This is a genomic window from Deltaproteobacteria bacterium, from assembly GCA_016875225.1.
GTDB lineage: Bacteria > Myxococcota_A > UBA9160 > SZUA-336 > SZUA-336 > VGRW01.
On the sequence record VGRW01000011.1, the window covers coordinates 17,726 to 44,256 of the forward strand.

At 70.9% G+C, this 26,531-nt stretch carries 22 protein-coding genes; 9 read left to right on the forward strand and 13 right to left on the reverse strand.

Going from position 1 to position 26,531, the window contains the following annotated elements; translation table 11 throughout:
* Positions 1-9: 9 nt before the first annotated feature.
* Genes FJ108_04765 through FJ108_04775 form a run of 3 tightly spaced genes read left to right on the forward strand, consistent with a single transcriptional unit; the run spans position 10 to position 5,253 of the window.
* Positions 10-1,074: an efflux RND transporter periplasmic adaptor subunit gene (locus FJ108_04765; GenBank protein ID MBM4335212.1), complete on the forward strand. Its 1,065-nt coding sequence runs from the start codon at positions 10-12 to the stop codon at positions 1,072-1,074.
* The gene (locus FJ108_04770; protein MBM4335213.1) at positions 1,071-4,166 is read left to right on the forward strand and encodes an efflux RND transporter permease subunit; all 3,096 of its coding nucleotides are present in this window, start codon (positions 1,071-1,073) and stop codon (positions 4,164-4,166) included. Before FJ108_04765 ends, FJ108_04770 begins: the two co-directional genes overlap by 4 nt.
* A 37-nt stretch (positions 4,167-4,203) precedes the next feature.
* The gene (locus FJ108_04775; GenBank protein MBM4335214.1) at positions 4,204-5,253 is read left to right on the forward strand and encodes an MBL fold metallo-hydrolase; all 1,050 of its coding nucleotides are present in this window, start codon (positions 4,204-4,206) and stop codon (positions 5,251-5,253) included.
* Positions 5,254-5,260: 7 nt separating this feature from the next.
* Here FJ108_04775 and FJ108_04780 read toward each other — a convergent pair whose 3' ends face one another.
* Entirely contained in the window at positions 5,261-6,364 is a 1,104-nt protein-coding gene (locus tag FJ108_04780; protein ID MBM4335215.1) for a hypothetical protein, read from the reverse strand.
* Here FJ108_04780 and FJ108_04785 point away from each other — a divergent pair.
* A complete protein-coding gene (locus tag FJ108_04785; GenBank protein ID MBM4335216.1) occupies positions 6,340-8,001 on the forward strand; it encodes a hypothetical protein in 1,662 nt (553 codons plus the stop codon). The two genes, FJ108_04780 and FJ108_04785, sit on opposite strands and share 25 nt — an antisense overlap.
* Before the next feature lie 20 nt (positions 8,002-8,021).
* On the forward strand, positions 8,022-8,585 hold the full coding sequence (locus FJ108_04790) for an acyltransferase (protein ID MBM4335217.1): 564 nt from the start codon (positions 8,022-8,024) through the stop codon (positions 8,583-8,585).
* Positions 8,586-8,596: 11 nt separating this feature from the next.
* On the opposite strand, the gene FJ108_04795 is transcribed toward FJ108_04790, so the two are convergent.
* Positions 8,597-9,880 carry a DEAD/DEAH box helicase gene (locus tag FJ108_04795; protein ID MBM4335218.1) on the reverse strand — a complete coding sequence of 428 codons (1,284 nt, stop codon included), beginning with the start codon at positions 9,878-9,880 and terminating at the stop codon, positions 8,597-8,599.
* Between the two features lie 95 nt (positions 9,881-9,975).
* Positions 9,976-10,509 carry a GNAT family N-acetyltransferase gene (locus tag FJ108_04800; protein ID MBM4335219.1) on the reverse strand — a complete coding sequence of 178 codons (534 nt, stop codon included), beginning with the start codon at positions 10,507-10,509 and terminating at the stop codon, positions 9,976-9,978.
* Positions 10,510-10,568: 59 nt separating this feature from the next.
* On the opposite strand from FJ108_04800, the gene FJ108_04805 reads away from it, so the two are divergent.
* The gene (locus FJ108_04805; protein ID MBM4335220.1) at positions 10,569-11,381 is read left to right on the forward strand and encodes a dienelactone hydrolase family protein; all 813 of its coding nucleotides are present in this window, start codon (positions 10,569-10,571) and stop codon (positions 11,379-11,381) included.
* A gap of 4 nt (positions 11,382-11,385) precedes the next feature.
* Here the strand turns inward: FJ108_04805 and FJ108_04810 are convergent, their stop codons facing one another.
* From FJ108_04810 to FJ108_04835, 6 genes are all read right to left on the reverse strand, one after another.
* A complete protein-coding gene (locus tag FJ108_04810) occupies positions 11,386-11,715 on the reverse strand; it encodes a DUF3307 domain-containing protein (GenBank protein MBM4335221.1) in 330 nt (109 codons plus the stop codon).
* A 96-nt stretch (positions 11,716-11,811) separates the two neighbouring features.
* Positions 11,812-12,264: a universal stress protein gene (locus tag FJ108_04815; protein ID MBM4335222.1), complete on the reverse strand. Its 453-nt coding sequence runs from the start codon at positions 12,262-12,264 to the stop codon at positions 11,812-11,814.
* Between the two features lie 15 nt (positions 12,265-12,279).
* Complete coding sequence (locus FJ108_04820; GenBank protein ID MBM4335223.1) at positions 12,280-13,593, reverse strand: TRAP transporter large permease subunit; 1,314 nt, start codon at positions 13,591-13,593, stop codon at positions 12,280-12,282.
* Positions 13,594-13,646: 53 nt separating this feature from the next.
* A complete protein-coding gene (locus FJ108_04825) occupies positions 13,647-13,901 on the reverse strand; it encodes a hypothetical protein (GenBank protein ID MBM4335224.1) in 255 nt (84 codons plus the stop codon).
* A gap of 10 nt (positions 13,902-13,911) precedes the next feature.
* Positions 13,912-14,916 carry an LLM class F420-dependent oxidoreductase gene (locus tag FJ108_04830; protein ID MBM4335225.1) on the reverse strand — a complete coding sequence of 335 codons (1,005 nt, stop codon included), beginning with the start codon at positions 14,914-14,916 and terminating at the stop codon, positions 13,912-13,914.
* A 67-nt stretch (positions 14,917-14,983) separates the two neighbouring features.
* On the reverse strand, positions 14,984-16,267 hold the full coding sequence (locus FJ108_04835) for a class I SAM-dependent RNA methyltransferase (GenBank protein ID MBM4335226.1): 1,284 nt from the start codon (positions 16,265-16,267) through the stop codon (positions 14,984-14,986).
* Between FJ108_04835 and FJ108_04840 the strand changes: the two genes are divergently transcribed.
* Both FJ108_04840 and FJ108_04845 read left to right on the forward strand, forming a co-directional pair.
* Positions 16,152-18,104, forward strand: a complete 1,953-nt coding sequence (locus FJ108_04840; protein MBM4335227.1) for a YgiQ family radical SAM protein — start codon at positions 16,152-16,154, stop codon at positions 18,102-18,104. The genes FJ108_04835 and FJ108_04840 overlap by 116 nt on opposite strands.
* Positions 18,105-18,115: 11 nt before the next feature.
* Positions 18,116-19,048, forward strand: coding sequence for a hypothetical protein (locus tag FJ108_04845; GenBank protein ID MBM4335228.1), 933 nt, complete (start codon positions 18,116-18,118; stop codon positions 19,046-19,048).
* On the opposite strand, the gene htpX is transcribed toward FJ108_04845, so the two are convergent.
* Positions 19,045-19,911 carry a protease HtpX gene (gene htpX / locus FJ108_04850; protein ID MBM4335229.1) on the reverse strand — a complete coding sequence of 289 codons (867 nt, stop codon included), beginning with the start codon at positions 19,909-19,911 and terminating at the stop codon, positions 19,045-19,047. The genes FJ108_04845 and htpX overlap by 4 nt on opposite strands.
* Before the next feature lie 123 nt (positions 19,912-20,034).
* Here htpX and FJ108_04855 point away from each other — a divergent pair, with 123 nt between their 5' ends.
* On the forward strand, positions 20,035-22,305 hold the full coding sequence (locus FJ108_04855; protein MBM4335230.1) for a thiol:disulfide interchange protein: 2,271 nt from the start codon (positions 20,035-20,037) through the stop codon (positions 22,303-22,305).
* Here FJ108_04855 and FJ108_04860 read toward each other — a convergent pair.
* From FJ108_04860 to FJ108_04870, 3 genes are read right to left on the reverse strand one after another with little or no spacing between them, the layout of a single operon-like run.
* Positions 22,194-23,420, reverse strand: coding sequence for an ABC transporter ATP-binding protein (locus tag FJ108_04860; protein ID MBM4335231.1), 1,227 nt, complete (start codon positions 23,418-23,420; stop codon positions 22,194-22,196). The genes FJ108_04855 and FJ108_04860 overlap by 112 nt on opposite strands.
* Positions 23,393-24,052 carry an ABC transporter permease subunit gene (locus FJ108_04865; GenBank protein MBM4335232.1) on the reverse strand — a complete coding sequence of 220 codons (660 nt, stop codon included), beginning with the start codon at positions 24,050-24,052 and terminating at the stop codon, positions 23,393-23,395. Before FJ108_04865 ends, FJ108_04860 begins: the two co-directional genes overlap by 28 nt.
* 30 nt (positions 24,053-24,082) lie before the next feature.
* A complete protein-coding gene (locus tag FJ108_04870; protein ID MBM4335233.1) occupies positions 24,083-26,530 on the reverse strand; it encodes a sodium-translocating pyrophosphatase in 2,448 nt (815 codons plus the stop codon).
* Position 26,531: the final 1 nt, after the last annotated feature.

Here is a 26,531-nt window from a genome sequence, read left to right on the forward strand (position 1 = left end):
CCTCCGGGCATGCGCCGTCTCGCATCCCCCTTCGCGACAGCATTGGCGGCCGTCTGGCTCGCAGCTTGCGGATCGGGTGAGGACCAGGCCGGTTTCGCGCGGCCGGCGCCGGTGGTCGAGGTGCTCACGGTCGAGGCCGAGACGATCCGCGACACGATCGGCCTGGTCGGGCAGCTGGACTCGGAATCCTCGGTTTCGATCCAGCCGGAGATCGACGGGATCATCGAGTCGATCGAGTTCACCGAGGGCCAGACGGTGAAGAAGGGCGACGTGCTGGTCACGCTTCGCGACGCCGAGCAGGCCGCGCACGTGCGCGAGGCGAGGGCGCGCGCGAAGCTCGCCTCGGAGATCTTCGAGCGCATCAGCGCCCTCGCCAAGAAGGAGGTCTCCGCGCAGGCCGAGTACGACCGCGCCAGCGCCGAGCTCGAGGTCGCGCGCGCGGAGGTGCAGCTCCGCGAGGTCGAGCACGCGAAGACGCGCGTCCGCGCGCCCTTCGACGGCGTGGTCGGCGCGCGGCTGGTATCGCCCGGCGAGCGGGTCCGCCGCATGACGAAGATCGTGCGCATCGACGCCGTCGACCGGCTGCAGCTCGTCTTCGCGCTGCCCGAGATCGGCGTGCCCTTCGTGCGCGTCGGTATGCCGGTGACGATCACCGTGACACCGTTTCCCGAGGTCCGGTTCGAAGGGGAGGTGTTCTTCGTCTCGCCCACGCTCGACGCGACCACGCGCCGGCTCACGCTGAAGGCCTGGGTGCCCAACCCCGGCCGCAAGCTGCAGCCGGGTCTGTTCGCGAACCTCGAGGTGCAGCTCGCCGAGCGGGAGAACGCGGTGGTCGTCCCGGATTCGGCGATCCTGGTCGATCAGGCCGGCGCGTTCGTCTGGCGGATCGGCGACGACGGCAAGGCGATTCGGGTTGCGGTCGAGACGGGCCTGCGAAAGGCGTCGCGCGTCGAGATCAGGTCGGGGCTTTCGGCCGGCGACCGGATCGTCTCGGCGGGAACCCAGAAGGTGACCGAGGGCGAGGCGGTCACGATCGCCGGCAAGGCCGCGCCCGAGGCCGATCGCCCGCTATGAGGCTGCCGGAAGTCTGCATCGAGCGACCGGTGCTGACGACCGTGATGTCGCTCGCGATCGTGCTGATCGGCGCGATCGCGCTGCAGCGCCTGCCGAACCGCGAGCTTCCGGACGTCGATCCGCCGGTGGTCGGGGTGAGCACGGTGTTTCGCGGCGCCGCGGCCGAGGTCGTCGAGACCTCCGTCACGCAGGTGCTCGAGGACCAGCTGATCGGGATCGAGGGCATCCGGCACGTCACGTCGGTCTCGCGCGAGCAGGTGTCGTCGATCAGTGTCGAGTTCGAGCTGTACCGAGACGTGGACGCGGCCGCGGCGGACGTGCGCGACCGCGTCGCGCGCGCGCGACGCGACCTGCCCCAGGACGTCGACGAGCCGGTGATCGCCAAGCGCAGCGCGGACGCGCGGCCGATCCAGTGGATCTCGCTCTCGGGCGGGGGGCTGTCGCAGATCGAGATCTCGACGCTGGCGGAGACGAAGCTGAAGGACCGGCTGGCGCGGCTGCCCGGCGTGGCCGAGGTCATGCTCGCGGGCGAGCGCCGTTTCGCGATGCGGATCTGGATCGACAACTCGCTCCTCACCGGCCACTCGCTCACGATCGCCGACATCGCATCGGCGCTCGGGCGCGAGAACGTCGACATCCCCTCCGGCCGCATCGAGGGCAGCGAGCGCGAGTTCACCGTGCGCACCCCGGGCGAGCTGAAGACGCCCGAGGAGTACGAAGCGCTGATCCTGGCCGAGACCCCGTCCGGACCGGTGCGGCTTCGCGACGTGGGCCGCGCGGAGATCGGCGCGGAGGACGACCGCAAGCTGGTCCGCTTCAACGGGGTGCCGGCGGTGGCGCTCGGCATCGTCAAGCAGTCGAAGGCGAACACGCTCGACGTGGCTGCGGCGGTACGGGCGGAGCTCGGGCCGCTCGCGGACGAGCTTCCGCCCGGGGTTTCGACCGAGGTCGCGTTCGACTCCTCGATCTTCGTCGAGCGCTCGATCGAGGACGTGACCCGGACGATCTTCGAGGCCGTCCTGCTGGTCGTGATCGTGATCTACCTGTTCCTGCGCAGCGCGCGGGCCACGCTGCTCCCGGCCGTCGCAATTCCGGTCTCGGTCGTCGGCACGTTCGCGGTCCTGTACGCGCTCGACTTCTCGATCAACACGCTGACGCTGATGGGCGTGACGCTCGCGATCGGGCTGGTGGTCGACGACGCGATCGTCGTGCTCGAGAACATCACGCGCTGGATCGAGCAGGGAACGCCGCGGATGGAGGCGGCGCGGCGCGGCATGAACGAGATCCTGTTCGCCGTGATCGCGGCGACGGTCTCGACGATCGCGGTGTTCCTGCCGCTGGCGTTCCTGACCGACACGACGGGCCGGCTGTTCCGCGAGTTCGGAGTCACGGTCGCGGCCGCGGTCGCGATCTCGGGCTTCGTGGCGATCACGCTCACGCCGTCGCTGGGCGCGCGGGTCCTGCGCGCGCACGTCGGCGAGCACGGCTTGAAGGCCGTGCTCGCGCGCGGCTTCGACCGGCTCGCGAGCGCCTATGCGGCGACGCTCGGGCCGGTGCTCGCCCGGCCCGGCCTGGTGGTGCTCGCGGGCGCGGCCTGGGTCGGGCTCGGGTTCCTGCTGCTCGCGGTGATCCCGCGCGAGTTCGTGCCGCCGGCCGATCGCGCCACCGTGCTCACCTTCGTCCGCGCTCCCGAGGGCAGCACGCTCGACTACACCGCGCGTTACCAGGAAGAGGTCGAGAAGCTCGTGCTCGCGACGCCAGAGGTCGCGCGAAGCTTCTCGATCGTCTCGCTCGGAATGGGCGGCCCGGGAATGGTGAACGAGGGGGTGCTGTTCACGTCGCTAAAGCTCTGGGAAGAGCGCGACCGCACCCAGCAGCAGATCGTCGACGAGTGGCGCGAGACCTTCGGGAGGATCGCGGGCGTCCAGGCGTTCCCGGTGAACCCGGACGCGCTCGGGCAGAATCTGCGCCCCGCGGCGGTGTCGCTCGTCGTGCAGGGGCCCGACATCTACGAGGTCGCGCGCTACGCGGACCAGATCGTGCACGAGGCTGCGGGCATCCCGGGCCTGGTGAACCTGCAGTCGGACCTGCTGATCAACAAGCCGCAGCTCGAGGTCGACATCGACCGCAACCGCGCCAGCGACCTGGGCGTCTCCGCGCGCGACATCGCCTCGACGCTGCAGACGCTCCTCGGCGGCCAGGAGCTCTCGACCTTCAAGCTCGGCGGCGAGACCTACAAGGTGATGGTCCAGCTGGAGCAGAAGGACCGCACCGACCCGCGCTCGGTCCTGCGCGCCTACGTGCGAAACACCTCGGGCCTGCTCATGCCGCTCGCCTCGTTCGTCGACGTGCGCGAATCGGTCGCGCCGCGCGGGCTGCCGCACTTCGATCGGGTTCGCTCCGCAACCATCACCGGAAGCCTCGCCGAAGGCGCCGCGCTCGGCGCGGTACTCGAGCAGGTGCAGCGAGTCGCGGCGGAGGTGCTCCCGACGGGCAAGGGCTACAAGACGGTGTTCTCGGGCGAATCGGAGCAGTTCTACGCCTCGGGCAACGCGCTGCTGTTCGCGTACCTGCTCGCGGTCGTCGCGGTGTACCTCGTGCTCGCGGCCCAGTTCGAGAGCTTCCTGCACCCGATCACGATCCTGGTCGCGGTCGCGCTCTCGTTCACCGGCGCGCTCGTCACGCTCCTGGCCGTGGGCGCGACGCTGAACCTGTTCAGCCAGATCGGCCTCGTCATGCTGGTGGGTCTGGTGACGAAGAACTCGATCCTGATCGTCGAGTTCGCGAACCAGCTCCGCGAGCAGGGCATGGCGCCGCGCGAGGCCGTTTTCGAATCCTCGCGGATCCGCTTCCGGCCGATCCTGATGACGGCGCTCGCGACGATGGCGGGTATCCTGCCGATCGCGATCGGCAGCGGCGCGGGCGGCGAGTCGCGCGCGCCGCTCGGGATCGCCGTCGTGGGGGGGGTGGGGTTCTCGACCGCGCTCACCTTCATCGTCGTTCCCGCGGTCTATCTCGTCTTCGCGAACCTGAGCCAGCGCCTGGCGCGGCGCGCCGAGGTCGCGGTGGCCAGCGGAGAAGCGAGCGCCTGAACCGAGGGGGAGGTCCGTGCCGATGTCGAGCACCGCGATGTACTTCGAGGAGATCCGACATGGCGGCTGCTGCGCGTACTTGGTCGGCTGCGAGCGGGCGCGCGTGGCGGCGATCGTGGACCCGGAGCTGCACGAGATCGACCGCTATCTCGGGGTCGCAGCGTCGCGCGGGTTCCGGATCGCGTACCTGATCGACACGCACACGCACGCGGACCACTTCTCGGCCGTGCGCGAGCTCGCCGCGCGGCTCGGGGCTCCGGCGGTCATGCACGCGCGAGCGCCGGCACCGTACGTCGACGTGCGCGTCGCGGATGGCGAGACGCTGATCGTGGGCGAGCTGCGGCTGCGCGTGCTCTACACGCCGGGGCACACCGCCGACTCGATCTGCGTCGTGCTTCCCGATCGCGTTCTCACCGGCGACACGCTCCTGCTCGGTGGGACCGGGCGCTCGGATCTTCCCACCGGTGACGCGGACGCGCTCTGGGACAGTCTGTTCCATCGGCTGCTGCGTCTGGACGACCGGCTGCTCGTCTGCCCGGGCCACAACTACAAGAACACGCCGACCGCGACGCTCGCGCACGAGCGCGAGACCAACCCCCGGCTGCAGAAGTCCGATCGCGACGCCTTCGTCGCTCAGATGGCGAGCTTGAATCTGTCACTGCCCAATCACCTGACCGAGGCGCTGCGGACGAACAGCACCGGCGGAAAGTCCGTCGACCAGCTGATCCGCGAGGCGGCCAGCCGGATCGCCTTCATGGGCATGGAGGAGCTGCGCGACCGCATCGCGAGCGGCAAGCCGGGCGTCACCGTCGTGGACGTGCGCGAGGCCGACGCATTCGCGCTCGAGCACATTCCCGGCGCGATCCACCTGCCGCGCGGCCAGCTCGAGCTTCGCGCCGACACGGCCTTCCCCGATCCGCGAGCGCGGATGGTCGTCTGCTGCGAGATCGGAAGGATCTCGACGCTCGCCGCTGCGACGCTGCGTCAGATGGGATTCACCGGAGCCGTCGCCCTCGACGGGGGAATCCGTGCCTGGAAGGAGGCCGGTCATCCGCTCGAGAGCGGGAAGCCGGCGGCCCGGACCTAGCGGCGGGTCACCAGCGCGCGGCGTGGGTCCGCACGTCGACGTGCACCCACGGGCCGTGGGACCCGGTCGCCGGGTAGTAGCCGGCGCCGCCCACGAACCAGTCCTCGCCCGGGTCGCGGTCGAGCGCGTCGGCCAGAGCGAAGAGGTGCTCGGAGTCGCGCACGTCCACCACGCCGTTGCCGTCGAGGTCGTCCATGCGCCCGTCGCGCGGAGACTCGTCCACGAAGACGTCCGCCGCCGCGCCCCAGAGGTGCCGGCTGAAGCTCGTCGCGTTTCCGAGCGCGCGGTTGTAGGCCGGCGTGCGATACCCGCTCATCACGGTGAGCGTCTGCGCGGGGGTTCCCGCGGCGCGGATCGCGTCGAGCAGCGCCTCGAGCTTTCCGGGCAGCCGCTCGTCGAGGACGACGTACTTCGGGAACGCGCTCTCCTGTTTGCACAGGAACTGTCCGAGCCGGAGCCGCGGCGAGATCGGGGTGTCGATGTTCTCGCGCGTGACCTCGATGAAGCCGCTCGGCGGCTCCACCCTCGCGCCCTGGACCAGCGCCGCCTCGGGGTAGCGGCCGATCGCGTAGCCGTTCAGCGCCTGCTTCGCGGACTTCGCGCGGGGCACGATCACGAAGACGTTCAAGCGGATCTCGTCGCGGGCTTGCGCGCTCGACACGCGAAGCACGCGCAGTCCGGGGCGCTTCGGCGCACTCAGCACCCATACACCGCGTCGCGTCGGAGTCAGACCCTTCGCGCCGGTGACCTCGATCTCGAGCGGCGCTCCGTCGCGATCGAGCGCGGCGATTTCGAGCGTGGCGCCGGGAAGCACCGCCGTGCTCGCGATGCGCAGCCGGCTCGAGACGCCCCCGCGGCGCAGCGCGAAGCGCGCCCGCACGTCCGTGGCTTCCCAGAGCCGGCTCTCGGTCGCCGGGCTCGGTGGGGCATTCGTGCTTGCGGCGAGCGCGAAGACCGCGACGAACGCGATCGCGAGTGCGAAGCTCGGGGTTCGGGTTGCTTTCATCACTGCCGTCGAAGGTGTACGTGGCGGCGCCGCCTCGGGCAAGCGACGTGTCGCCACACTCCATCGGATCGGAACCGCTGATGCGAGAGACGCGTCCCCGCGCATCGCTCCCGGTGATCGTCATCACACTCACGCTGCTTCTCGGACACGCAGCTCGCGGTGAAGATCCGGCGTTGGAAAGCGAGATCCTGCGTGCGCGCGTCGAGCAGATCCGCGACGACCCGTCGTTCAGCATCCTGGGCGCGGAGTTCGCGGCGAAGCGGCTGATCGCGGACCTGTATGCGCGGCGTGGCTTCACCCGGGTCTGGACCGCGCCGAGCTCGAGCGACGCTCTGCTTCGCGCGATCCGCGACAGCGCGGCCGACGGGCTCGACCCCGAGGACTACCTGCTCGGCGCGCTCGTGACCGCGCAGCGCGCCGCGCAGGCGCCGGCCGCGTCGGCGCAGGTGCAGATCGATTGCGACCTGCTCCTCACCGAAGCGCTGATCCGGCTGCTCTACCACGTGAGCTTCGGCAAGGTCGATCCGAAGAGCCTCGATCCGAGCTGGAACTTCACGCGCAGGATTCACGAAAGCGATTCGGCGGCGCGGGTGCAGCAGCTGATCGACTCGGGCGAGCTGTACGCCCGCATCGAGCTCGCCAAGCCCCAGCACGCCATGTACCGCGGCCTGAAGGCGGAGCTCGCGCGCCACCGCGCGCTCGCGCAGGCTGGCGCCTGGCCGACGGTGAGCGCCGGCCCGACGCTCGAGCCGGGAGCGAGCGATCCGCGCGTCCGCGAGCTGCGGTCGCGGCTCGCGGCGACCGGCGACCTGGCCGCGATCCCGCCGATCGACGAGCTCGTCTACGACGAGGTCCTCGTTGCCTCGGTCGAGGCGTTCCAGGCCCGCCACGGACTCGACGTCGACGGACGGGTCGGGCGAGCAACCCTCGAGGCGCTGAACGCGCCGGTCGGCGAGCGCATCGAGAAGATCCTGGTGAACCTCGAGCGCGGCCGCTGGCTGCTGCACGAGCTCGACCCGACGTTCGTGGTCGTGAACGTCGCGGGGTTCCAGGTCTACTACCTGCGCGACCGCGAAGTGGTCTGGTCCGCGCGCGCCGTCGTCGGGCAGCAGTACCGCGCCACGCCGATCTTCCGCTCGACCATGACGTACCTGGTCTTCAATCCGACCTGGACGGTACCGCCCGGCATTCTCGAGCACGACATCCTGCCCGAACAGCGACGCGATCGATCGACGCTGGCGAGGAAGCAGCTCGAGGTGATCGATGCGAGCGGCCGGACCGTGCCGGCGTCGGCGATCGACTGGTCGAGCGCCACGGCGCGGAGCTTTCCCTACCTGCTGCGCCAGCGGCCCGGACCCGAGAACGCCATGGGCCGGGTGAAGTTCATGTTCCCGAACGCGCACTCCGTGTACCTGCGCGACACGCCGAGTCGCGATCTCTTCGAGCGGAGCAGGCGAGCGGCAAGCTCCGGCTGCATCCGGATCGAGAATCCGCTCGAGCTGGCGGCGCTCCTGCTCGAGGGACAGAGCGGGTGGGACCGGGCCGCGATCGAGCGCGCGATCGAGAGCGGCGCGACCCGGACCGTGACGCTCGCGCGGCCGGTCCCGGTGCTGCTCGCGTACTGGACCGCCTGGGTCGACCGCAACGGAGTGCTGCAGCTCCGGCCCGACATCTACGGCAGCGACGCGAAGGTCGCGAAAGCCCTCCGTGCCGAGTTCCGCTTCCGCCGCCGGACGCGGTAGTCTGCGCGCGAGAAGTCGACGTGCTGAAGCTGATCGCGAAGCTGGTCCTGTTGGCGACGGGCTGGAGGCCGGAGGGCGAGAAGCCGGCGGAGAAGCGCTTCGTGCTGATCGCCGCGCCGCATACCTCCAACTGGGACCTGGTGTACCTGCTCGCGCTCGCGGAGATCTTCGACGTGCGCATCTCGTGGATGGGCAAGGACACGATCTTCCGGCCTCCCTTCGGCGGGCTGATGCGGCGGCTCGGTGGAATTCCGGTGGTGCGCCACCAGCGCGGCAATCTGGTCGCGCAGGCCGCGCAGCGCTTCGCGGCGTCAGAGGAGCTCGCGCTCGTGGTTCCGGCCGAGGGCACGCGCGGCGCGGTCGAGCACTGGAAGTCGGGCTTCTACCACATCGCGCGCAGCGCCGACGTGCCGATCGTGCTCGGCTATCTCGACTACGCGCGCCGCCGCGGCGGCTTCGGCTCGTCGCTGCGCGCGACCGAGAACGTGCGCAAGGACATGGACCAGATCCGCGCGTTCTACGCCGACAAGACCGCGAAGCACCCCGAGATGTTCGTGGAGCCGAGGCTGAAGGAAGAGCTCTAGGCGCGGCGCGGCTAGCGCGCCCGACCGCGACCGCGGCCGCGACCTCTCCCGCCTCCGCTCCCGCTCCGCGACCGGGAGCCGGATCCGCCGCCGCCTCCGCCGGAGCCGCGTCGACCGTGCTGCGGCGACCGCGAGGCCGGCGGCGCGATGCTCGGCACGCCCTGCGGGCCGTAGTCGAAGTCGGGCACCGTCACGCGCGGCAGGCGCTTTCCGATCGCGCGCTCGATTCGCGCGACATCGGCCTCCTCCTCGTGCGAGACGAAGGTGAAGGCGTCGCCGGTCGCCTCGGCGCGCGCGGTGCGGCCGACGCGGTGGATGTAGTCCTCGGGCACCTTGGGCACGTCGAAGTTCACGACGTGGCCGAGCGCCTCGACGTCGATTCCACGCGCCGCGATGTCGGTGGCGACCAGCACGCGGTGCTTGCCGCTCTTGAAGCCGGCCAGCGCCGCGGTGCGCTGCGACTGCGAGCGGTTGCCGTGGATCCGCTCGGCCTTGATCCGGGCCTTGATCAGGAACGCGGCGAGCCGATCGGCGCGGTGCTTGGTGCGCGTGAAGACGAGCGCGTCCTTTATCAGCCCGCTCTCGAGCAGCGTGAGCAGAAGCGGGCCCTTCTTCTCGCCGCTCACCGGGTAGACCGCCTGCGTGATGCCGATCGCGGGAGCCGCCTGGCGTGCGAGGTTGATCGTGGCGGGATCGTGGAGCAGCTCGCGCGTCAGCTCCGCGATCGGCGGAGGCATGGTGGCGCTGAAGAACAGCGTCTGCCGCTTCGCGGGGATGTGCTTCAGCACGCGCTTGATGTCGGGCAGGAAGCCCATGTCGAGCATCCGGTCCGCTTCGTCGAGCACGAGGAACTCGAGTCCTCGCAGCTTCGCGTAGGGCGCGCGGAAGTGGTCGAGCAGGCGGCCGGGCGTGGCGACGATCACCCCTACACCGCTGCGGAACGCGTGCTCCTGCGCGCCCATTCCGACGCCGCCGAAGACGGCCGCGCCGGAGATCGGCGTGTGCACGGCCAGGTCGTTCAGGTCCTCGAGGATCTGCGCGGCGAGCTCGCGGGTGGGCGTGAGCACCAGCGCGTAGGTCGTGCCGCGCTTGCGCTCGATCAGCTGGTGGAGGATGGGCAGCAGGAACGCGGCGGTCTTGCCGCTGCCGGTGGTCGCGCACGCGAGCACGTCTCGGTGCAAGAGCGCAGGCGGGATGGCCTGCTCCTGGATCGGTGTGGGCCGGGTGAATCCCAGCTCCTTGATTCCCTTGAGAAGGCTGGGATGCAGCCCGAACGAAGTGAAAGGCACGTGAATCGACTCCTGATACGGGGGCGCACTCGGTCTACGAGGCGCGGGGTAGGGCCGGAGCCTAGCCCAGATGTGATCCGGTTACGATCGCGGATCCGATTTCACGGCTCGATCGACCGCGACATGAGGATGAACGGGACCGTGACTCCGTCGGGAAGCCGCGTGTCGATCCGCTCGCTCGGCTCGAAGCCGAAGGCGCGGTAGAGCGGCTCGCCGGGAAGCGTCGCGGCGAGCGCGAGCGCGCGGAAGCCGTCGGCGCGCGCCGCCCGGATGCACGCCTCCATGAGCCGCGAGCCCACGCCGCGGCGCGCGTGCTCGGGCCGCACGAAGAACGCGCGGATCCGCGCTGGCTCGCGTGCGGGATCGAGCAGCGGATCGGGGCCGCTCTTCATCTGGTCGCCGCCGAAGAGCGTTCGGCGCCGGCTCCAGCCGCCGCAGCCCGCGATCGCGTCGCCAACAAGCGCGACGAAGTAGGTGCCGTCGGCGACGAGCTGCGTGTCCACGCCGAAGACGTGTCGGATCGCGCTCTCGATCTGCTCGGGCGTGTAGTGGCCGCGGCCGAGCGCGCGCACCGAGTCGGGGATCAGCTCGCGCAGGGCGGGAAGATCCGCCGCGGTCGCGACTCGCAAGGTCATCTCGCTCACCTCGCCTCCCGGGAATCGAGCATAATCGATCGCTCGCGAGGGAGGATTCCATGGCCCAGCCGCGCAAGCTCGGAGCGCTCTCGACCGGATACCCGCGAATCCTGCCGCCGACGCCGACGGCGCTGCGCACACCCGCGGACGGGCTGGTCGAGGGAGCGGTCTGGGTGCCGGTCGAAGACGGCGAGCTGCCAGGGTACCGGGCGATGCCCGCCGGCGCGGGGCCGCACCCGATCCTGCTCGTCGTCCAGGAGATCTTCGGCGTCGACGAGTACCTGAAGGACATCTGTCGGCGCGCGGCGCACGCGGGCTACGTCGCGATCGCGCCCGAGCTCTACGCCCGCGAGGCCCGGCCCGGCGAGTGCGAGACGCTCGAAGCCGTGCTCGAGATCGTCCGCAACGCGCCCGATGTGCGCGTGCTCGGCGATCTGGACGCGAGCGCGGAGTTCGCCGTGCGCGAGTGCTCGGGCGACCCGACACGGATCGGCGTCACCGGCTTCTGCTGGGGCGGGCGGATCGTCTGGCTCTACGCCGCGCACGAGGCGCGGCTGCGCGCCGGCATCGCCTGGTACGGGCGGCTGGTGGGCGACACCGACCCGCGTCACCCCCGCCAGCCGCTCGACGTCGCCCCCGAGCTGCGCGTGCCCGTGCTCGGCCTGTACGGCTCCGAAGACACCGGCATCCCGCTCGAGACCGTCGAGCGGATGAAGACCGCGCTCGACGCCTCCGATTCGGGCTCGACGTTCGTGGTCTACGAGGGCGCCCCGCACGCCTTCCACGCCGACTACCGCTCCAGCTACCGGCCCGAGCCCGCGCGCGACGGCTGGGCGCGGATGCTGGCCTGGCTGCGAGCGCACGGCGCGTAGCTCGCTACGCCAGGATCGCGACGTAGACCAGCTTGCAGACCAGGTGCAGCCCCTGGTCCTGGTTGAAGGAGAGGCGGCCCTCGCACTTCATGAAGTCGATCGCGACGTGGATCGCCGCCTCGAGCGCGCCGAGCGGCCACAGGCCCGAGATCAGGTAGACCGCGCCACCGTGGGTGATCCCGTGTGCGCCGAGCCAGTAGTACCAGGGCGGAAAGCCGGGCCCGCGGGCCGCCGCCATGTCGCGCCGGCGGCTCTTCCCGCTCCCCATCGCCTCGCCCTGCAGCACCCCGTCGCAGACCGCGTGCGCGACGATGAAGAGAAAGAGCTGCTCCATTCGCCGCGCGCCCTCGCGATGGTTGAGCTGCAGGCTACGCCTCGGCGTCGCCGCGACACTGTGAATTCCTTCACAGTCCGCGCGGTGCCGGGGCGTTCAGCGCGACGGGCGGTGCACCAGAACGGGGACCTTCGCCTGCGCGAGCACCTTCTGCGTCTCGCTGCCGAGCAGCAGGCCGCGGATTCCGCGCCGGCCGTGCGAGGCCATCACGATCAGGTCGCACTTGCGCCGCTTCGCCTCGGCCAGGATCGCGTCGGCGGGAAAATCGCTCTTCACGCAGACGCTGCTGCAGGGCACCCCGGCCGCCTTCGCGGCCTTCTCGATCTGGCCCAGGTGCGTCGCCGCGGCCTTCTCGATCAGCTCCTCGTTCTTGCGCGTGGTCGAGTAGCCGGCGGGCAGGCGATTGCGGAACAGGATCGGCGTCGCGGCCGGCGCCGCGAAGAGCCCCGTGATTCGCGCGCCCAGAGCGCGGGCCAGCGCGATCGCGTCGCGGACGGCGGCTCGCGAGAGCGGCGAGCCGTCGGTCGGAACCAGGATGTGCGTGTACATCGACTCGACCTCCGGCTAGTTCGCGTACGGTAGCACCCAGATCAGCATGCCCAGCGCGTAGCAGACGATGGAGCAGACCAGCGTGAACGGCACGCTCCAGGCCAGGAACTCGCGCAGCGAGATCTTCCGACCCTCTTCCTTCTCGGCCAGGCTCAGCGCGACGTAGAGCGCGGGCGCGCCCGCGATGCTGAGGTTGCTGCCGAGCGTCCCCGACCAGAGCAGCATCCAGTACAGCGGCCAGGGCTCGATCCCGGCGTGGCCCAGGTCCCGGATCGTGTACAGGAACGTGAGGATGTACGCGTCGTGCTCGACCAGCCCGACGATCGGGATCGTGATCCAGTACAGCACCGTCGCGCCGAGCGGGTAGCTCTGCGCGAAGAGCGGCTTGATCCCGCCGGCGAGCAGCTCGAGGATGTGGCTCTTCTCGAGCCCGCCGACCAGCGCGAAGAGCGCGATGTAGAAGAAGATCGCGCGCCAGTCGAGCTCGCCGACCATCGCCTCGATGCTCGGCGCCTTCGCGCGGCTGCCGAGCAGGGTGAGCGCCAGCACGAGCGTGACCGCGCCGGTGAGCGCGATGAAGCCGAGCTTCACGTCGAGCGCCTCGCGGAACGACATCGCCACCACGGTGCCCACGAACCAGAGCACCACGACCGAGGCGAACAGGGGATTGGGGATGCGCGCGTCGATGCCGAGCGCCGCGATGTCGCGCACGCGCTCGCGGCCGCGGAAGCCGTAGGCGTACATCGCGGCCAGCGTGATCAGGAACGTGACGAGCAGGATCGGAAACGACGACGGCCGGCCGAACTGCCAGATGAAGTCGAAGAACTCCGCGCCGGCCACGCCGTGCAGCATCTGCGGCGGCAGGTCGCCGATGATCAGCGCGGTGCCCATGAAGTTCGCGCCGAAGCCGATCATCAGGATCACCGGCGCGGCGGCGAGCTTCATCGCGCGCGCCAGCGGCAGCGCGACCGGCGTCATCATCAGGATGGTCACGACGTTGTCGACGAACATCGAGATGATCCCGGCCAGGAAAGCGAGGATCATCACCAGCAGCCCCGGCCGCCCGCCGGAGAGCCGCAGCGCCTGCAGCGAGAGCCAGCTCGGCACGCCGCTGTGCCCGAAGTAGCCCGCGATCAGCCAGACGCTGACCAGGATCGACATCACGTTCCAGTCGACGTAGCCGAACGCGTCGACCTCCGTCATCACGCCGAGCCAGATCATCGCGCTCACGCCGAGCAGCGCGGAGAGCGTGCTGTCGATCCGGTTGCTGACGACGGCCGCGATCGTGACGGCGAAGATGCCCAGCGCCAGCCACTGCGATGCGTCCATCCCGTCCACCCCCGTTTCGCGCCGCGGGATTGTACACGTGAAGCGGCGCGCTCCTAGTCCCACTCTCCGGTCGGGACGAGCTCGAGCGCGGCGCTGCGGCAGCGCGGGCACTCGACCGGGGGCGCCAGCTCCCCTCCGCACCTCGGACAGCCGCGCGCGAAGCTCGCAGCGCGAACCGACACGATCTCGCGGCAGCGATCGCAGCGAGCGAGACGCCGCTCGCTTTCCGGCCCCGACATCCCGCCGCCCTCGAGCAGGTCGCGGGCTTCGTACCCGCACGGGCAGATCGCGTCGACCATGCAGCCCATGCGGCGGGACCTAGCCGTGAAGCTTCGCGATCAGCTCGCGCGGGCTCTGCTTCCCGCCGCCTCCGAACGTGAGCGTGACGCGGTCGACCACGTCGCCGTAGCGCGACGCGAGCTTGGGCACGATCTCGTCGGGCGTGCCGACGATCGCGAACGCCTCGAGGATGCGGTCGTCGATGCGCTCGCCCATCTCGTCCCACTTGCCCTGCTTGCTCAAGCCATTGAGCTCGCCCTGCAGCCCGCCCCAGCCGTGCAGCTCGAGCACCGGGCGATAGGCCGGCGTCGAGCCGTAGAACGCGATCTGCTTGCAGACGGCGGTTCGCTGCGCCATCCACGACTTCTCGTCGGCGCCGGTGACCACGAACGCGGGGAAGGCGATCTGGAAGTCCTTGCGCGCGCGGCCGGACTTCGCGAGCCCGCGCGAGAGCGCGGGAAGCGTCACCTCGCGCAGGTAGCGCTCGGTGGTGAAGGCGTGCGCGATCATTCCGTCCGCGGTCTCGCCCGCGACCTCGGTCATCAGCGGCCCGACCGCGGCCAGGAACACGCGCGGCACGCCGTGCTGCGTGTCGGTGGGCGTGAACATCGGCGTCATCAGCGTGTGGGTGTAGAACTCGCCGCGGAACTCGAGCTTCTTGCCCTCGTACCAGCAGGCCCAGATCGCGCGCATGGCCAGGATCAGCTCGCGCATCCGCGCGGCCGGGTGCGACCACGGCTGGCTGAAGCGCTTGGTGATGTGCGGCTGGATCTGCGAGCCGAGCCCGAGGATGAAGCGCCCCTTCGAGAACGCGTTCAGGTCGTGCGCAAGGTTCGCCAGGATCATCGGGTTGCGCGCGAACGCCACCGCGATCGAGGTCATGAGCTCGATCCGCGTGCTGTGCTCGGCCGCAAGGAGCAGCGGAAAGAACGGGTCGTGCGACGTCTCGGCCGTGATCGCGCCGTCGTAGCCTGCGGCCTCGAGCTCGCGAATGCGCCTCGGCACCTCTTCGAGACCGCCCAGCAATCCTGCATCGACCTTCATCTCGTTCCTCCTTCGCGCTGCGCGGGCATCCTATCAGCCCTCGACTCGGCCGGCAGTGCGCCGCCGGCTACGGGCGGGCGAACACCCCCAGCGTCTCGACGTGCTCGGTGTACGGGAACAGGGCGAAGCACTCCAGCCGCCGCAGCTCGAGCACGCCCGCGTCGAGCCAGCGCGAGGCCTCGCGCAGGAACGCGTCGAGGCCGCAGCTCGCGTACACGAGCTGCGCGGGGGGATGCGCCCGGATCGCGTCGACGAGCGCGGGCCCGAGGCCGCGCCGCGGGGGATCTACGATCGCCGAGTCCGCCGATCCGAGACGATCGGCGAAGTCGGCCGCGTCGCCGGGCAGGATCTCTGCGCGCGACCGCTCGTCCGCGGGCCGGGCGGCGATTCCGAGCTCCAGCCCGCGCAGCCCGTGCGCCGAGATCTCGTTCAGCGCCACGCTCCGCGCGCGTCCGAGCAGGCCGAGCCCGATCGCGCCCGTGCCCGCGAAGAGCTCGAGCACGCGCGCGCCGTCGGGAACCGCCGCTCGCGCCCGGCTCGCGAGAACCTCGAAGAGCCCGGCGTGGCTCTGGCCGAACGCCCCGGGCGGCTGGAACACGTCGACGCCCGCGATCGTCTCGCGCAGCGCCTCTTCGCCCGAGACGCGCTCCCAGAGCGGCCCGAGGATCGCGTTCGCGCCGCCGGGATTTCCGTTCCAGAACAGCCCCGAGAGCCGCGGCCCGAGCTCGCGCTCGAGCGCCGTGAAGGTGGAGCGCAGCGGATCCGGGGTCGCGTCGTTTCCGACCAGAACGACCTGCGCGCGCGACGTGGCGCGCTCGACCGCGATCTGCGCATAGCGGAGCTGGCCGAGCTTCGAGTCCTCGCCATACGGCGCCACGCCGCTGGCGCGGATCGCGCGGCGCAGTGCGGCGGCGACTTCGTTCACGAGCGGGTGGTGGATCCGACACCGGGGAATGTCGGTGACCCGGTGCGTTCCCTCCGCGAAGATCCCGAGCTTCGGCGCGCGCGCGCGGCCGCGAACCGCGAGCCTGGCGCGGGTGCGAAATCCCAGCGCCGCGCCGACGTGGACTTCCGGCCCGGGCAGGCCCGCGCGAGACGCGAGCTCGGCGAGCCGCAGCGCCGCTCCGCGCGCGATCCCCGGCTCGCCGTAATTCGGGCAGCCGGGGCAGGGCGGGCGGTGCGGGCAGGGAGGGATCTCTTCGCTCACGCGGCGGAGGCTATACTCCGCGGCCCCCATGCGCCGCACGAAGCCCGCCTCCAGCGACGAGTTCCTGCCCACCAGCGCGGACGAGATCCGCGCGCGCGGCTGGACGCAGCCCGACGTCGTGCTGGTCTCGGGCGACGCGTACATCGACCACCCGTCGTTCGCGGCGGCGATCCTCGGCCGCTGGCTCGAGGCGAACGGCTACCGCGTCGCGATCCTGCCCCAGCCCGACTGGCGAAGCGCCGAAGCGTTTCGGTCGCTCGGCCAGCCGCGGCTCTTCTTCGGCGTGAGCGCGGGCAACATGGACTCGCTGATCAACCACTACACGGCGAACCGGAAGCGCCGCAACGCCGACGCGTACTCGCCCGGGGGGCGCACCGGCCTGCGCCCCGACCGCGCGCTCGCCGTGTACGCGCAGCGCTGCCGCGAGGCGTTCCCGGGCGTGCCCGTGATCGCGGGCGGCGTCGAGGGCTCGCTGCGCCGCATCGCGCACTACGACTACTGGTCCGACAAGGTCTGGCCGAGCAGCCTGGTCACGTCGAAGGCACACGCGCTGGTGTACGGGATGGGCGAGGTGGCGATTCTCGAGATCGCGCGGCGACTCGACGCGGGTCTCGGCGTCGAGGGGCTCCGCGACCTGCGCGGGCTCGCGTACCTGCTCGGGAAGTCCGAGGCCGTTCCGACGCACCACTTCGGCGGCGCGAGCGGATCGGACCGGGACGTGGTCCTGCCGAGCTTCGAGAGCGTCGTCGCCGACAAATCCGCCTTCGCCGTGATGACCCACGACATGCACCGCGAGACGAACCCGCGCAACGCCCGCCGCCTGCTGCAGAAGCACGGCGACCGGATGCTGGTCGTGAATCCCCCGACGCTCGCGCTCTCCGAGGCGCAGATGGACGCGCTCTACGACCTGCCGTACACGCGTCGGCCCCATCCTCGCTACACGGAGGAGATCCCGGCCTGGCAGATCATCAAGGACTCGATCCAGATCATGCGCGGGTGCTTCGGCGGCTGCTCGTTCTGCTCGATCACGATGCACCAGGGCCGAGCGATCCAGAGCCGCAGCCCCGAGTCGATCCTCGGCGAGGTCCGCGCGCTCGCGCAGACCCCCGGCTTCTCCGGGCACGTGAGCGACCTCGGCGGGCCGACCGCGAACATGTACCGGATGCGCTGCACGAAGCCCGAGGCCGAGGCGGTCTGCCGGCGCCTGTCCTGCGTACACCCGACGGTGTGCAAGCTGCTCGGCACCAGCCACGAGCCCACCAAGGCGCTGATGCGCGAGGCGCGCGCCGTGCCGGGCGTGGTGAAGGTGCACGTCGCCTCGGGCATCCGCATGGACCTGGCGCGGAAGGACCCGGAGTACCTCGACGAGCTCGCCGCCCACCACGTCGGCGGCCATCTCAAGGTCGCTCCGGAGCACGTCTCGGAGCGAGTGCTCGCGCGCATGAAGAAGCCCGGGATCGAGGCCTTCGAGGAGTTCGCGGAGCGCTTCGAGGCGGCGTCGCGCCGCGCCGGCAAGGAGCAGTTCCTGGTGCCGTACTTCATCGCGAGCCATCCGGGCTCGACGGTGGAGGACATGATCGAGCTCGCGATCTTCCTGAAGCAGCGCGGCTACCGGCCGCGGCAGGTGCAGGACTTCATCCCCGCGCCGATGGACCTGGCGACCTGCATGTACTGGACGGGGCTCGATCCGTTCTCGATGAAGCCGGTCGAGACCGCGCGCAAGCTGCACGACCGGAAGGTGCAGCGCGCGCTGCTGCAGTTCTTCGCGCCCGAGAATTACTTCACGGTGCACCAGGCGCTCGAGCAGGCCGGACGCGCGGATCTGATCGGGGACGGACCCGACTGCCTGATCCCCTCGCGCCCGCCGCGCGAGGCGATCGAAGCGCGCCGGCAGGAGGCGCAGGACGCCGCCGAGCGCGCCACACGTCCGGGCTACCGCCGCGCCGCGCGCGAGGGTGGCAAGCGCGGCTCGCCGCGGTAGTAGGAGGAGGCATGACCTCGAGTGCAGAGCAGCGAAGACCCCCGGCGATCCTGAGCGGCAACGTGTGCGGCGCCGACCCGAGCATGGCCTGGCGCGAAGAACTCGGGCCGATCTTCCGCGAGCACCAGGGTCGGGTGCTCGAGAGCGGCGACGGCGAGTTCATGGCGGAGTTCGCGACGGCGGCGGCGGCGGTGGCCTGCGCGCGCGAGATCTCGTCGATCGCGGGCGCCGAGTCCAGGATCGGCGTGCACAGCGGCGAGCGGCCGGCGAGCGTCGCCTCGAGGCTGCGGGATCTGGCGGCGCCGGGGGCGATCTGCATTTCCGAGGCGGTTCGCGCACAGCTCGACAGGAAGCTCGAGCTTCGCTTTCAGGATCTGGGCGAGCAGACGCTGGAGCAGGCGCCTGCGCCCCTACGCGCCTATCTCGTTCGCAGCGCCGCGCCCGCCGCGAGACAGCCCGAATTCCGACGTTTGGTGCTCCTGGTCCTCGGGGCGCTGGTCGCCCCGGGCATGATCGGGCTCGCCGGAGTCGCCTACCTGACGACGATCTGGCGCGCTCCGGGGCCCTCCGTCGCTCCGCTCGCCTCGGTCGCCGTGCTTCCCTTCGAGAACGTCGGACCCGACGCGGACCCTGCGCGGCTCGCGGATGGCATCGCCGAGGAGCTGATCCAGACGCTCTCGGGAGTCGACGCGCTCCGCGTGGTCACGCGCCCGTCCGCGGAGATCGCCCGAAAGGACGGGATCGGATCGGTCGTCTCCGGCAGCGTGCGCCGCTCGGGAGATCAGGTCCGGATCACCGCCCGCCTGATCCGCGCGGCGGACGCCTCCGAGATCTGGTCCGCGAGCTACGACCGCACGCCGGACGACGCCGCCACCGTCCGCCAGGAGATCGCGCGCGAGGTCGCCGCTGCGATCCGGGCTGGAGGGCCGGCGAAGGCCGACTAGCCCTGCATCGCGCGCAGCGCGGCGATCCGCTCGTCGAGCGGCGGGTGGGTCATGAACAGGCGCGAGATCGCCTTGCCACCGCCCGAGATCCCGAACGCGCCGAGCTGATCGGGGAGCGGCTGCTCGTGCGCGGCCTTCAGGCGCTCGAGCGCCGAGATCATGTTCGGCCGGCCCGCAAGGCGCGCGCCGCCGGCGTCCGCGCGGAACTCGCGCTGGCGCGAGAACCAGAACACGACCACGCTCGCGAGCAGCCCGAAGAGGATCTGCAGCGCCATCACCGACAGGAAGTAGCCGGGGCCGTGCTCGCGCTCGGAGCGGAACACCGCCTTGTCGACGATTCCCCCGATCACGCGCGACAGGAACATCACGAAGGTGTTGAGCACGCCCTGGATCAGCGTGAGCGTGACCATGTCGCCGTTGGCGACGTGAGAGATCTCGTGGCCGAGGACCGCGTCCACCTGCTCTCGGTTCATCGAGTGGAGCAGCCCCGTCGAGACCGCGACCAGCGCCGAGTCGCGCCGCGCGCCGGTCGCGAACGCGTTGGGCTGCGGCGCGTCGAAGATGCCGACCTCGGGCATGCCGATTCCCGCCGCCTGCGCGTGGCGCGCCACGGCGTTCACGAGCCACTGCTCCGCGTCGCCGCGCGGCTCCGCGATCACCTTCACGCCCATCATCCGCTTCGCGCTCCACTTCGAGATCGCAAGCGAGATGAACGAGCCGCCCATGCCGAAGATCGCCGCGAACGCGAGCAGGGCGCCGTACTGACCCGGCACGGCCCGGTCCACCCCGAGCAGCCGCGCGACGATCCCGAGAACCACGAGAACGGCCAGGTTGGTGACGATGAACAGGACCACGCGTTTCATTCGATTCGATACCTCCGTGCGGCGGTCGGCGGACCGTCGCCGTCGACTGAGACGATCGAGCCCGACCCGGTGGTGTCAAGGCCGGAGCCGGCGCGGTCGGGCTCCTGTAGATTCTGGCGGACGATGCGCCTGGCGATTCCGATCCTGCTGCTCGGCCTGCTCGCGGCGGGCTCCGCCCGGGCGCTTCCCGAGCTGCCCGAGTCCGCGGTCGGGGTCGGAGCTGCGGACGGCGACGACGCGCGGGTCGAGGCCCGCCTGTACGTGGAGAGCGAGTCGGTCGCCCCCGGAGAGCCGCTGCGGCTCGGGGTGCACTTCAACCTCGACCGCCGCTGGCACGTCTACTGGCGAAACTCCGGTCAGTCGGGGCTGCCGACCAAGCTCACCTGGACGATCGACGGCGCGCAGGTCGCCCCGATCGCGTGGCCGTTCCCCGAGGTCTTCCGCGAGGCCGACGGCTTCGTCACGACCTACGGCTACTCGCGCGAGGTGATGCTGATCTCCGAGGCGGTCTTCGCGCCGGAGACGCGCGGCGAGGTCGAGATCCAGGTCCACGTGGAGTTCCTCGCCTGCGAGGTGCAGTGCATCCCCGGCGAGGCGCGGCTGCGCCGCACGGTCCGCGTCGATCCCGAGCCGGCGCTTCCCGATCCGGAGACGCACGCGTTCTTCGAGGCGTGGAGCGCGCGGGTCCCGCGCGACCCGGCGCAGCTCGGACTCGAGCTCGAGGCGGTCTACTCGCGCTCGGCGATCCGGCCCGGCGACGAGTTCCGCGCGGCGCTCGCCGTGCGCGGCTGCTCCGCGCCGGGCGCGGATCCGGCGGACTGCCCGACGCTCGCGCCGGGAACGCGCAATGCTACGAGCGCGTTCGTTCCGGACCGGATCGACGGCGTCGAGCTCGAGGTCACGGGAGGACGCCGCCCCGACTTCCTGGCGGGCGGATTCCTGCTCACGCTCTCGGGCCGCGCGGCCGCGGATTCTCCGCACGACGCGGGTGAACGGCTGCGCGGCGCACTCGCGCTCGACCGCGACGGTCGGCCCGCGTACGTCGAGGTCGATCTGCCGCTTCCGCGCGCGGAGGCGGGCGCGAACGTACTCGCGCTGGACAGCCCGTGGCTCGAGCCCGCGGAGCTGGCGAGCCCCGCGCTCGCGGTCCCGCTCTGGCGCGCGCTCCTGCTCGCGCTCGCGGGGGGGCTGATCCTGAACCTGATGCCGTGCGTGCTGCCGGTGCTGGCGATCAAGGTCTTCGGCATCGCGGAGCTCGCGCACAAGCATCGCGGCGTGGTGATCCAATACGGTGTCGCCTATCTCGCCGGCGTGCTGGTGACCATGCTCGCGCTCGCGGGGGTCGTCGGCGCCCTGCGCGCCGCGGGAACCTCCGTCGGCTGGGGCTTCCAGTTCCAGGAGCCGCTCTTCGTCGCGGCGGTGGCGGCGGTGCTGGTCGTCTTCGCGCTGAACCTGTTCGGCGTCTACGAGATCGGCTTCGACGTGACGCGCCTGGCCGCCGCGGGCGAGAGCGCGGTCGGCGCGCGGCGCAGCTTCTTCGAGGGGCTGCTCGCGGTGGTCGTGGCGACGCCCTGCTCGGCGCCGTTCCTGGGCACGGCCGTGGGCTTCGCGTTCGCGAGCCCCTGGCCGCTGATCGTCGCGATCTTCCTCGCGATCGGCGTCGGTCTCGCGCTTCCGTTCGTGCTCGTGACGCTGGTGCCGGGCTGGGCGCGTTTCATCCCGCGCAGCGGACGCTGGATGCTGCACCTGCGCGCGGGGCTCGGCTTCGCGCTCCTCGGCACGGTCGTCTGGCTGCTCTGGATCATGGGGCGCTCGGCGGGAGCGGGCGCGCAGACGGCGCTGCTCGCGTACCTGCTCGTCGTCGCCGCCGGAGCCTGGCTCTTCGGGACGCTGCAGCGCGCGGAGCGTCCGGGCGTCGCGCGTCTGGCCCTGATCTCGCTGATCGGGTTCGCAGCCCTCGGCCTCGGCGCGCTTCCGGTCGCCGGAGCCCGGAGCGATCTGCCCGCGCAGCCCGAGGCGGGCGTCGCGAGCGCGCGCGCGTTCGCGCCGCAGCAGATCGGCGAGGCGCTGGCGAGTGGCAAGCCCGTCTTCGTCTACTTCACCGCGGACTGGTGCCTGACCTGCAAGGTGAACGAGCACATCGTCTTTGCGGACGCGCGCGTGCGCGAGGCGCTTGCGCGGCTCGGCTTCGAGGTCTTCGCCGGCGACTGGACGCGCCGCGACGAGGCGATCCGACTCGAGCTCGCGCGCTTCGGCAAGGCGGGCGTGCCGCTGTATCTGGTCTACTCGCCCGGCGCCCCGGATCGGCCGGTCGTGCTGCCGGAGATCCTCACGGTCGATCTGTTCCTGGAGGCGCTCGCAGATGCCGCGCCGGAGCTCGACGCGGCGTCCTGATCCGCGCCCGAGTCGCGCGCGAGGACGTGCACGTCGCCCGCCTGCGCCGAGAGCAGCACCGCGTCGCCGGGGGCGAGCGTCTTCGCGAGGCCGCGGCCCGCGACCAGATGCGTGCGCAGCTCGTGGCCGGCCCAGGCGATCGCGACCGTACACAGAAGTCCGTCGGAAACCACGCGCCGGACGATTCCCTTTCCGATCGGCTCGGTCTCGCCGCGGCCGACGTCGAGCTTGAGCCGCTCGGTCTCGCCGCGGCCGACGTCGAGCTTGAGCCGCTCGGGCCGAAGCCCGGCGAGCACCGGAGTCCCGGGCGGGAATGCGCAGGCCGCCGCGAGCCGGTGCTCGGCGTCGATCGCGATGCTGCGGCCGTCCTCCGCCACGACGCCCGGCACCAGGTTCGACATTCCGACCAGCCGCGCGATCGTCGCGGTCGCAGGGCGCTCGAGCACCTCGGCCGTCGCGCCGACCTGCCGTACGCACCCGCCGTGCAGCACCGCGAGTCGATCCGAGATCGAGACCGCGCGGCGCAGGTCGTGGGTCACCAGAGCGACTGCGACGCCGGTCTCGGCCAGCGCCGCGCGCAGGTCGAGCGAGAGCGACTCCTGCGCGGCGGCGTCGAGATCCTCGAAGGGCTCGTCGAGCAGAAGCGCCGCGGGCTCGAGCGCGAACGCGCGCGCCAGCGCGAGCCTGCGCAGCTCGCCGCCCGAGAGCGCGGCGGCGCGCCGCGTCGTGAGGTGTGTGATGCCGAAGCGCGCGAGCGCGCGCGCACGGCGCGCGTCGCGTTCGGCGCGCGAGAGCCCCGATCCGTAGAGCGCGGCGTGCAGGTTGTGCCCGACCGTTCCCGCAAGTGCGACCGGCCGCTGGAAGACCATCGTCACCCGGTCCGCCCCGCGCTCGATCGAGCCGGCGATCGGCGGCGAGAGGCCCGCGAGCGCGCGCAGCAGCGTGCTCTTTCCGGCGCCGTTGGGCCCGAGCACGCAGAGCACCTCGCCCGCGCGCAGCTCGAGGTCGGGCACGCGGAGCTCGAAGCGCGCCGCGCGCGAGCGCCGCCGCACGACCAGCTCGCGCGCCCGCACGATCACGCGCCCGCTCACCGCCGGTCCGCCTGCTGGATCCAGGTGAGCAGCCCGGCGAGCGCGAGCATCAGCAGAAGCAGCACGCCCGCGAGCGCGAGTGCGGTCTCGAAGCGGCCCATCTGCGTGTGCATCAGGATCGCGGTCGTGAGCACGCGCGTCTCGCCCTCGAGGTTGCCGCCGACCATCATCACCGCGCCGACCTCGGAGAGGATGCCGCCGAGCGCGACGATCACGGCCGCGAGCAGCCCCATGCGGATCTCGCGCAGCAGAAGCCAGGCGCGGTAGCGGCGCGGGATGCCCAGCGTCCGCACCTGGAGCGCCCAGTCCTCGTCGAGCGCGCCGACCGCCGCGAGCGTGATCCCGACCACCAGCGGCAGCGCGATCAGGACCTGCGCGAAGACCATCGCCGGCTGCGAGTACATGAGCCCGAGCGCGCCGAGCGGCCCGCTTCGCCAGAGCAAGAGCGCCACGAGCAGGCCCACCACGACCGGCGGCGCGCCCATGCCGGAGTTCACCAGCGCCACGATCGCCGCGCGGCCGGGGAAGCGCCGCGCGCCGAGCCAGACCCCGATCGGAACTCCGACCGCGACCGCAAACGCGAGCGCGGCCCCGCAGACCGCGAGCGTGCGCAGCGTGATCTCGGCGATCAGACCCGCGTCGAGCGTTTCCGGCACGGCGCGAGTCTACACCGCAGCGGCTTCGCGCTAGGCCGAGGCGCCCTCGATCCGCATGCCGTAGAAGGAGCGGTAGACGAAGTACGCGGAGACGACGAAGAAGCCCGCCGCGAGCACGTGCGTGAGTGCCGGGTTGCTGTGCCCCAGCTCGACGGCGAGCTCGACCGCGAGCAGCCCGAACAGCGTGGTGAACTTGATCACCGGGTTCAGCGCCACCGACGAGGTGTCCTTGAACGGGTCGCCGACCGTGTCGCCCACCACGCAGGCGTCGTGGAGCGGCGTGCCCTTCGCCTTCAGCTCCGTCTCGACGATCTTCTTGGCGTTGTCCCAGGCGCCGCCCGCGTTGGCCATGAAGATCGCCTGGTACAGGCCGAAGATCGCGATCGAGATCAGGTAGCCGATGAAGAAGAATGGCTCTACGCAGGCGAAGGCCAGCGTGCCGAAGAAGATCGCCAGGAAGATGTTGAACATGCCGCGCTGCGCGTAGATCGTGCAGATCTCGACCACCTTCTTGCTGTCCTCGACCGACGCCTTCTCGACGCCCTCGAGCCGGATGTTCTGCTTGATGAACTCGACCGCGCGGTAGGCGCCGGTCGAGACCGCCTGCATCGACGCGCCCGAGAACCAGTAGATCATCGCGCCGCCCGTGATCAGGCCGAGCAGGAAGGGCGCGTGGATCAGCGAGAGGTTCTCGAGATCCGTGGTCATGCCGTTGGTGAGCGAGAGGATGATCGAGAAGACCATCGTCGTGGAGCCCACGACCGCGGTGCCGATCAGCACCGGCTTCGCGGTGGCCTTGAACGTGTTGCCGGCGCCGTCGTTCTCCTCGAGGAACTCCTTGGCGCGCTCGAAGCTCGGCTCGAAGCCGAAGTCCCGCTTCACCTCGGACTTCACGTTCGGGATCGCCTCGATCAGCGAGAGCTCGTAGACGGACTGCGCGTTGTCGGTGACCGGCCCGTAGCTGTCGACCGCGATCGTGACCGGGCCCATGCCCAGGAAGCCGAATGCGACCAGGCCGAAGGCGAAGACCGGCGAGGCGTCGATCATCGAGCCGGCGATCGGGAACAGCGCCTGCAGCCCCATCGTCGAGACGCCCCAGGCGATGCCCATCAGCGCGACGATCACCATGCCCATCCAGTAGGCGCTGAAGTTGCCCGCGACCAGGCCGGAGATGATGTTCAGCGACGCGCCGCCCTCGCGGGAGCTCGTCACGACCTCGCGCACGTGGCGAGAGTTCACCGACGTGAAGACCTTCACGAGCTCGGGGATGATCGCGCCCGCGAGCGTGCCGCAGGTGATGATCGTGGATAGCTTCCACCAGAGCGTCCCGTCACCGAGGTCGGCGATCAGCGCGTACGAGACGATGTACGTGAGCACCACCGAGACGATCGAGGTCAGCCAGACCAGGAACGTGAGCGGCTGCTCGAAGTCCATGTGGTCGGAGTTCGCGTAGCGCCCGCGGGCGATCGCGTCGTTGATCAAGTAGGCGGCCAGGCTCGCGATCACCATCATGATGCGCATCGCGAAGATCCAGACCAGAAGCTGCACCTGGACCTGGGGGTCGTGGGACGCCAGCAGGATGAAGGTGATCAGCGCCACGCCCGTCACGCCGTAGGTCTCGAAGCCGTCCGCCGAGGGGCCGACCGAGTCGCCCGCGTTGTCGCCGGTGCAGTCCGCGATCACGCCCGGGTTTCGCGCGTCGTCCTCCTTGATCTTGAAGACGATCTTCATCAGGTCGGAGCCGATGTCCGCGATCTTGGTGAAGATGCCGCCGGCGATGCGCAGCGCGGCCGCGCCGAGCGATTCGCCGATCGCGAAGCCGATGAAGCAGGGGCCGGCGAAGCTGCCGGGCACGAAGAGCAGGATCGCCAGCATGATCAGCAGCTCGACCGAGATCAGCACCATGCCGATCGACATTCCCGCCTGGAGCGGAATGGAATAGGTGGGGAAGGGCTTGCCGCGCAGGCTCGCGAACGCGGTGCGCGAGTTCGCGAAGGTGTTCACGCGGATGCCGAACCAGGCGACCCCGTAGCTGCCGGCGATTCCGATCAGGCTGAAGCCGAGGATCATGGCGACCCGGAACGGAGTCATCTCGGCGTCTTGGATCAGGAACCCGAAGTAGAGCACGATGACCGCGCCGATGAAGAGCCAGAGGATCGCGATGAACTTGCCCTGCGTGACGAGATACTGCTTGCAGGTCGCGTAGATGAGCTCGGATATCTCGAGCATCGATTTGTGGACCGACATGTTCCGGAGCTGCATGTACTGGAACAGTCCGAAGCCCATCCCGAGGGCGCAGACCAGCAGGCCCCACATGAGGATGCTGGCGCCGCTGGTCGAGCCGCCGAAGAAGGCGGGGTCCGCGAAGCTCGGCAGCACGAGCGACGCCTCGCTCGCGTGCGCCGAGGCGGCGGCGAGGATCGAAAGGAGCGCCGCGGCGGCGCCGGACCAAACGAAGCGCGGGACGAACTTGTGCATC

Bases quoted from the DNA above. Each gene is read 5' to 3' on its own strand.
- htpX (MBM4335229.1), bottom strand. From the start codon at position 19,911: ATGAAACGCGTGGTCCTGTTCATCGTCACCAACCTGGCCGTTCTCGTG.
- FJ108_04805 (MBM4335220.1), top strand. From the start codon at position 10,569: ATGGCCCAGCCGCGCAAGCTCGGAGCGCTCTCGACCGGATACCCGCGA.
- FJ108_04765 (MBM4335212.1), top strand. From the start codon at position 10: ATGCGCCGTCTCGCATCCCCCTTCGCGACAGCATTGGCGGCCGTCTGG.
- FJ108_04815 (MBM4335222.1), bottom strand. From the start codon at position 12,264: ATGTACACGCACATCCTGGTTCCGACCGACGGCTCGCCGCTCTCGCGA.
- FJ108_04870 (MBM4335233.1), bottom strand. From the start codon at position 26,530: ATGCACAAGTTCGTCCCGCGCTTCGTTTGGTCCGGCGCCGCCGCGGCG.
- FJ108_04830 (MBM4335225.1), bottom strand. From the start codon at position 14,916: ATGAAGGTCGATGCAGGATTGCTGGGCGGTCTCGAAGAGGTGCCGAGG.
- FJ108_04835 (MBM4335226.1), bottom strand. From the start codon at position 16,267: ATGTACGCGTCGCCCGAGACCAGCACGACGTCGGGCTGCGTCCAGCCG.
- FJ108_04810 (MBM4335221.1), bottom strand. From the start codon at position 11,715: ATGGAGCAGCTCTTTCTCTTCATCGTCGCGCACGCGGTCTGCGACGGG.
- FJ108_04820 (MBM4335223.1), bottom strand. From the start codon at position 13,593: ATGGACGCATCGCAGTGGCTGGCGCTGGGCATCTTCGCCGTCACGATC.
- FJ108_04775 (MBM4335214.1), top strand. From the start codon at position 4,204: ATGTACTTCGAGGAGATCCGACATGGCGGCTGCTGCGCGTACTTGGTC.
- FJ108_04800 (MBM4335219.1), bottom strand. From the start codon at position 10,509: ATGACCTTGCGAGTCGCGACCGCGGCGGATCTTCCCGCCCTGCGCGAG.
- FJ108_04855 (MBM4335230.1), top strand. From the start codon at position 20,035: ATGCGCCTGGCGATTCCGATCCTGCTGCTCGGCCTGCTCGCGGCGGGC.
- FJ108_04785 (MBM4335216.1), top strand. From the start codon at position 6,340: ATGCGAGAGACGCGTCCCCGCGCATCGCTCCCGGTGATCGTCATCACA.
- FJ108_04770 (MBM4335213.1), top strand. From the start codon at position 1,071: ATGAGGCTGCCGGAAGTCTGCATCGAGCGACCGGTGCTGACGACCGTG.
- FJ108_04845 (MBM4335228.1), top strand. From the start codon at position 18,116: ATGACCTCGAGTGCAGAGCAGCGAAGACCCCCGGCGATCCTGAGCGGC.
- FJ108_04840 (MBM4335227.1), top strand. From the start codon at position 16,152: ATGCGCCGCACGAAGCCCGCCTCCAGCGACGAGTTCCTGCCCACCAGC.
- FJ108_04780 (MBM4335215.1), bottom strand. From the start codon at position 6,364: ATGCGCGGGGACGCGTCTCTCGCATCAGCGGTTCCGATCCGATGGAGT.
- FJ108_04825 (MBM4335224.1), bottom strand. From the start codon at position 13,901: ATGGGCTGCATGGTCGACGCGATCTGCCCGTGCGGGTACGAAGCCCGC.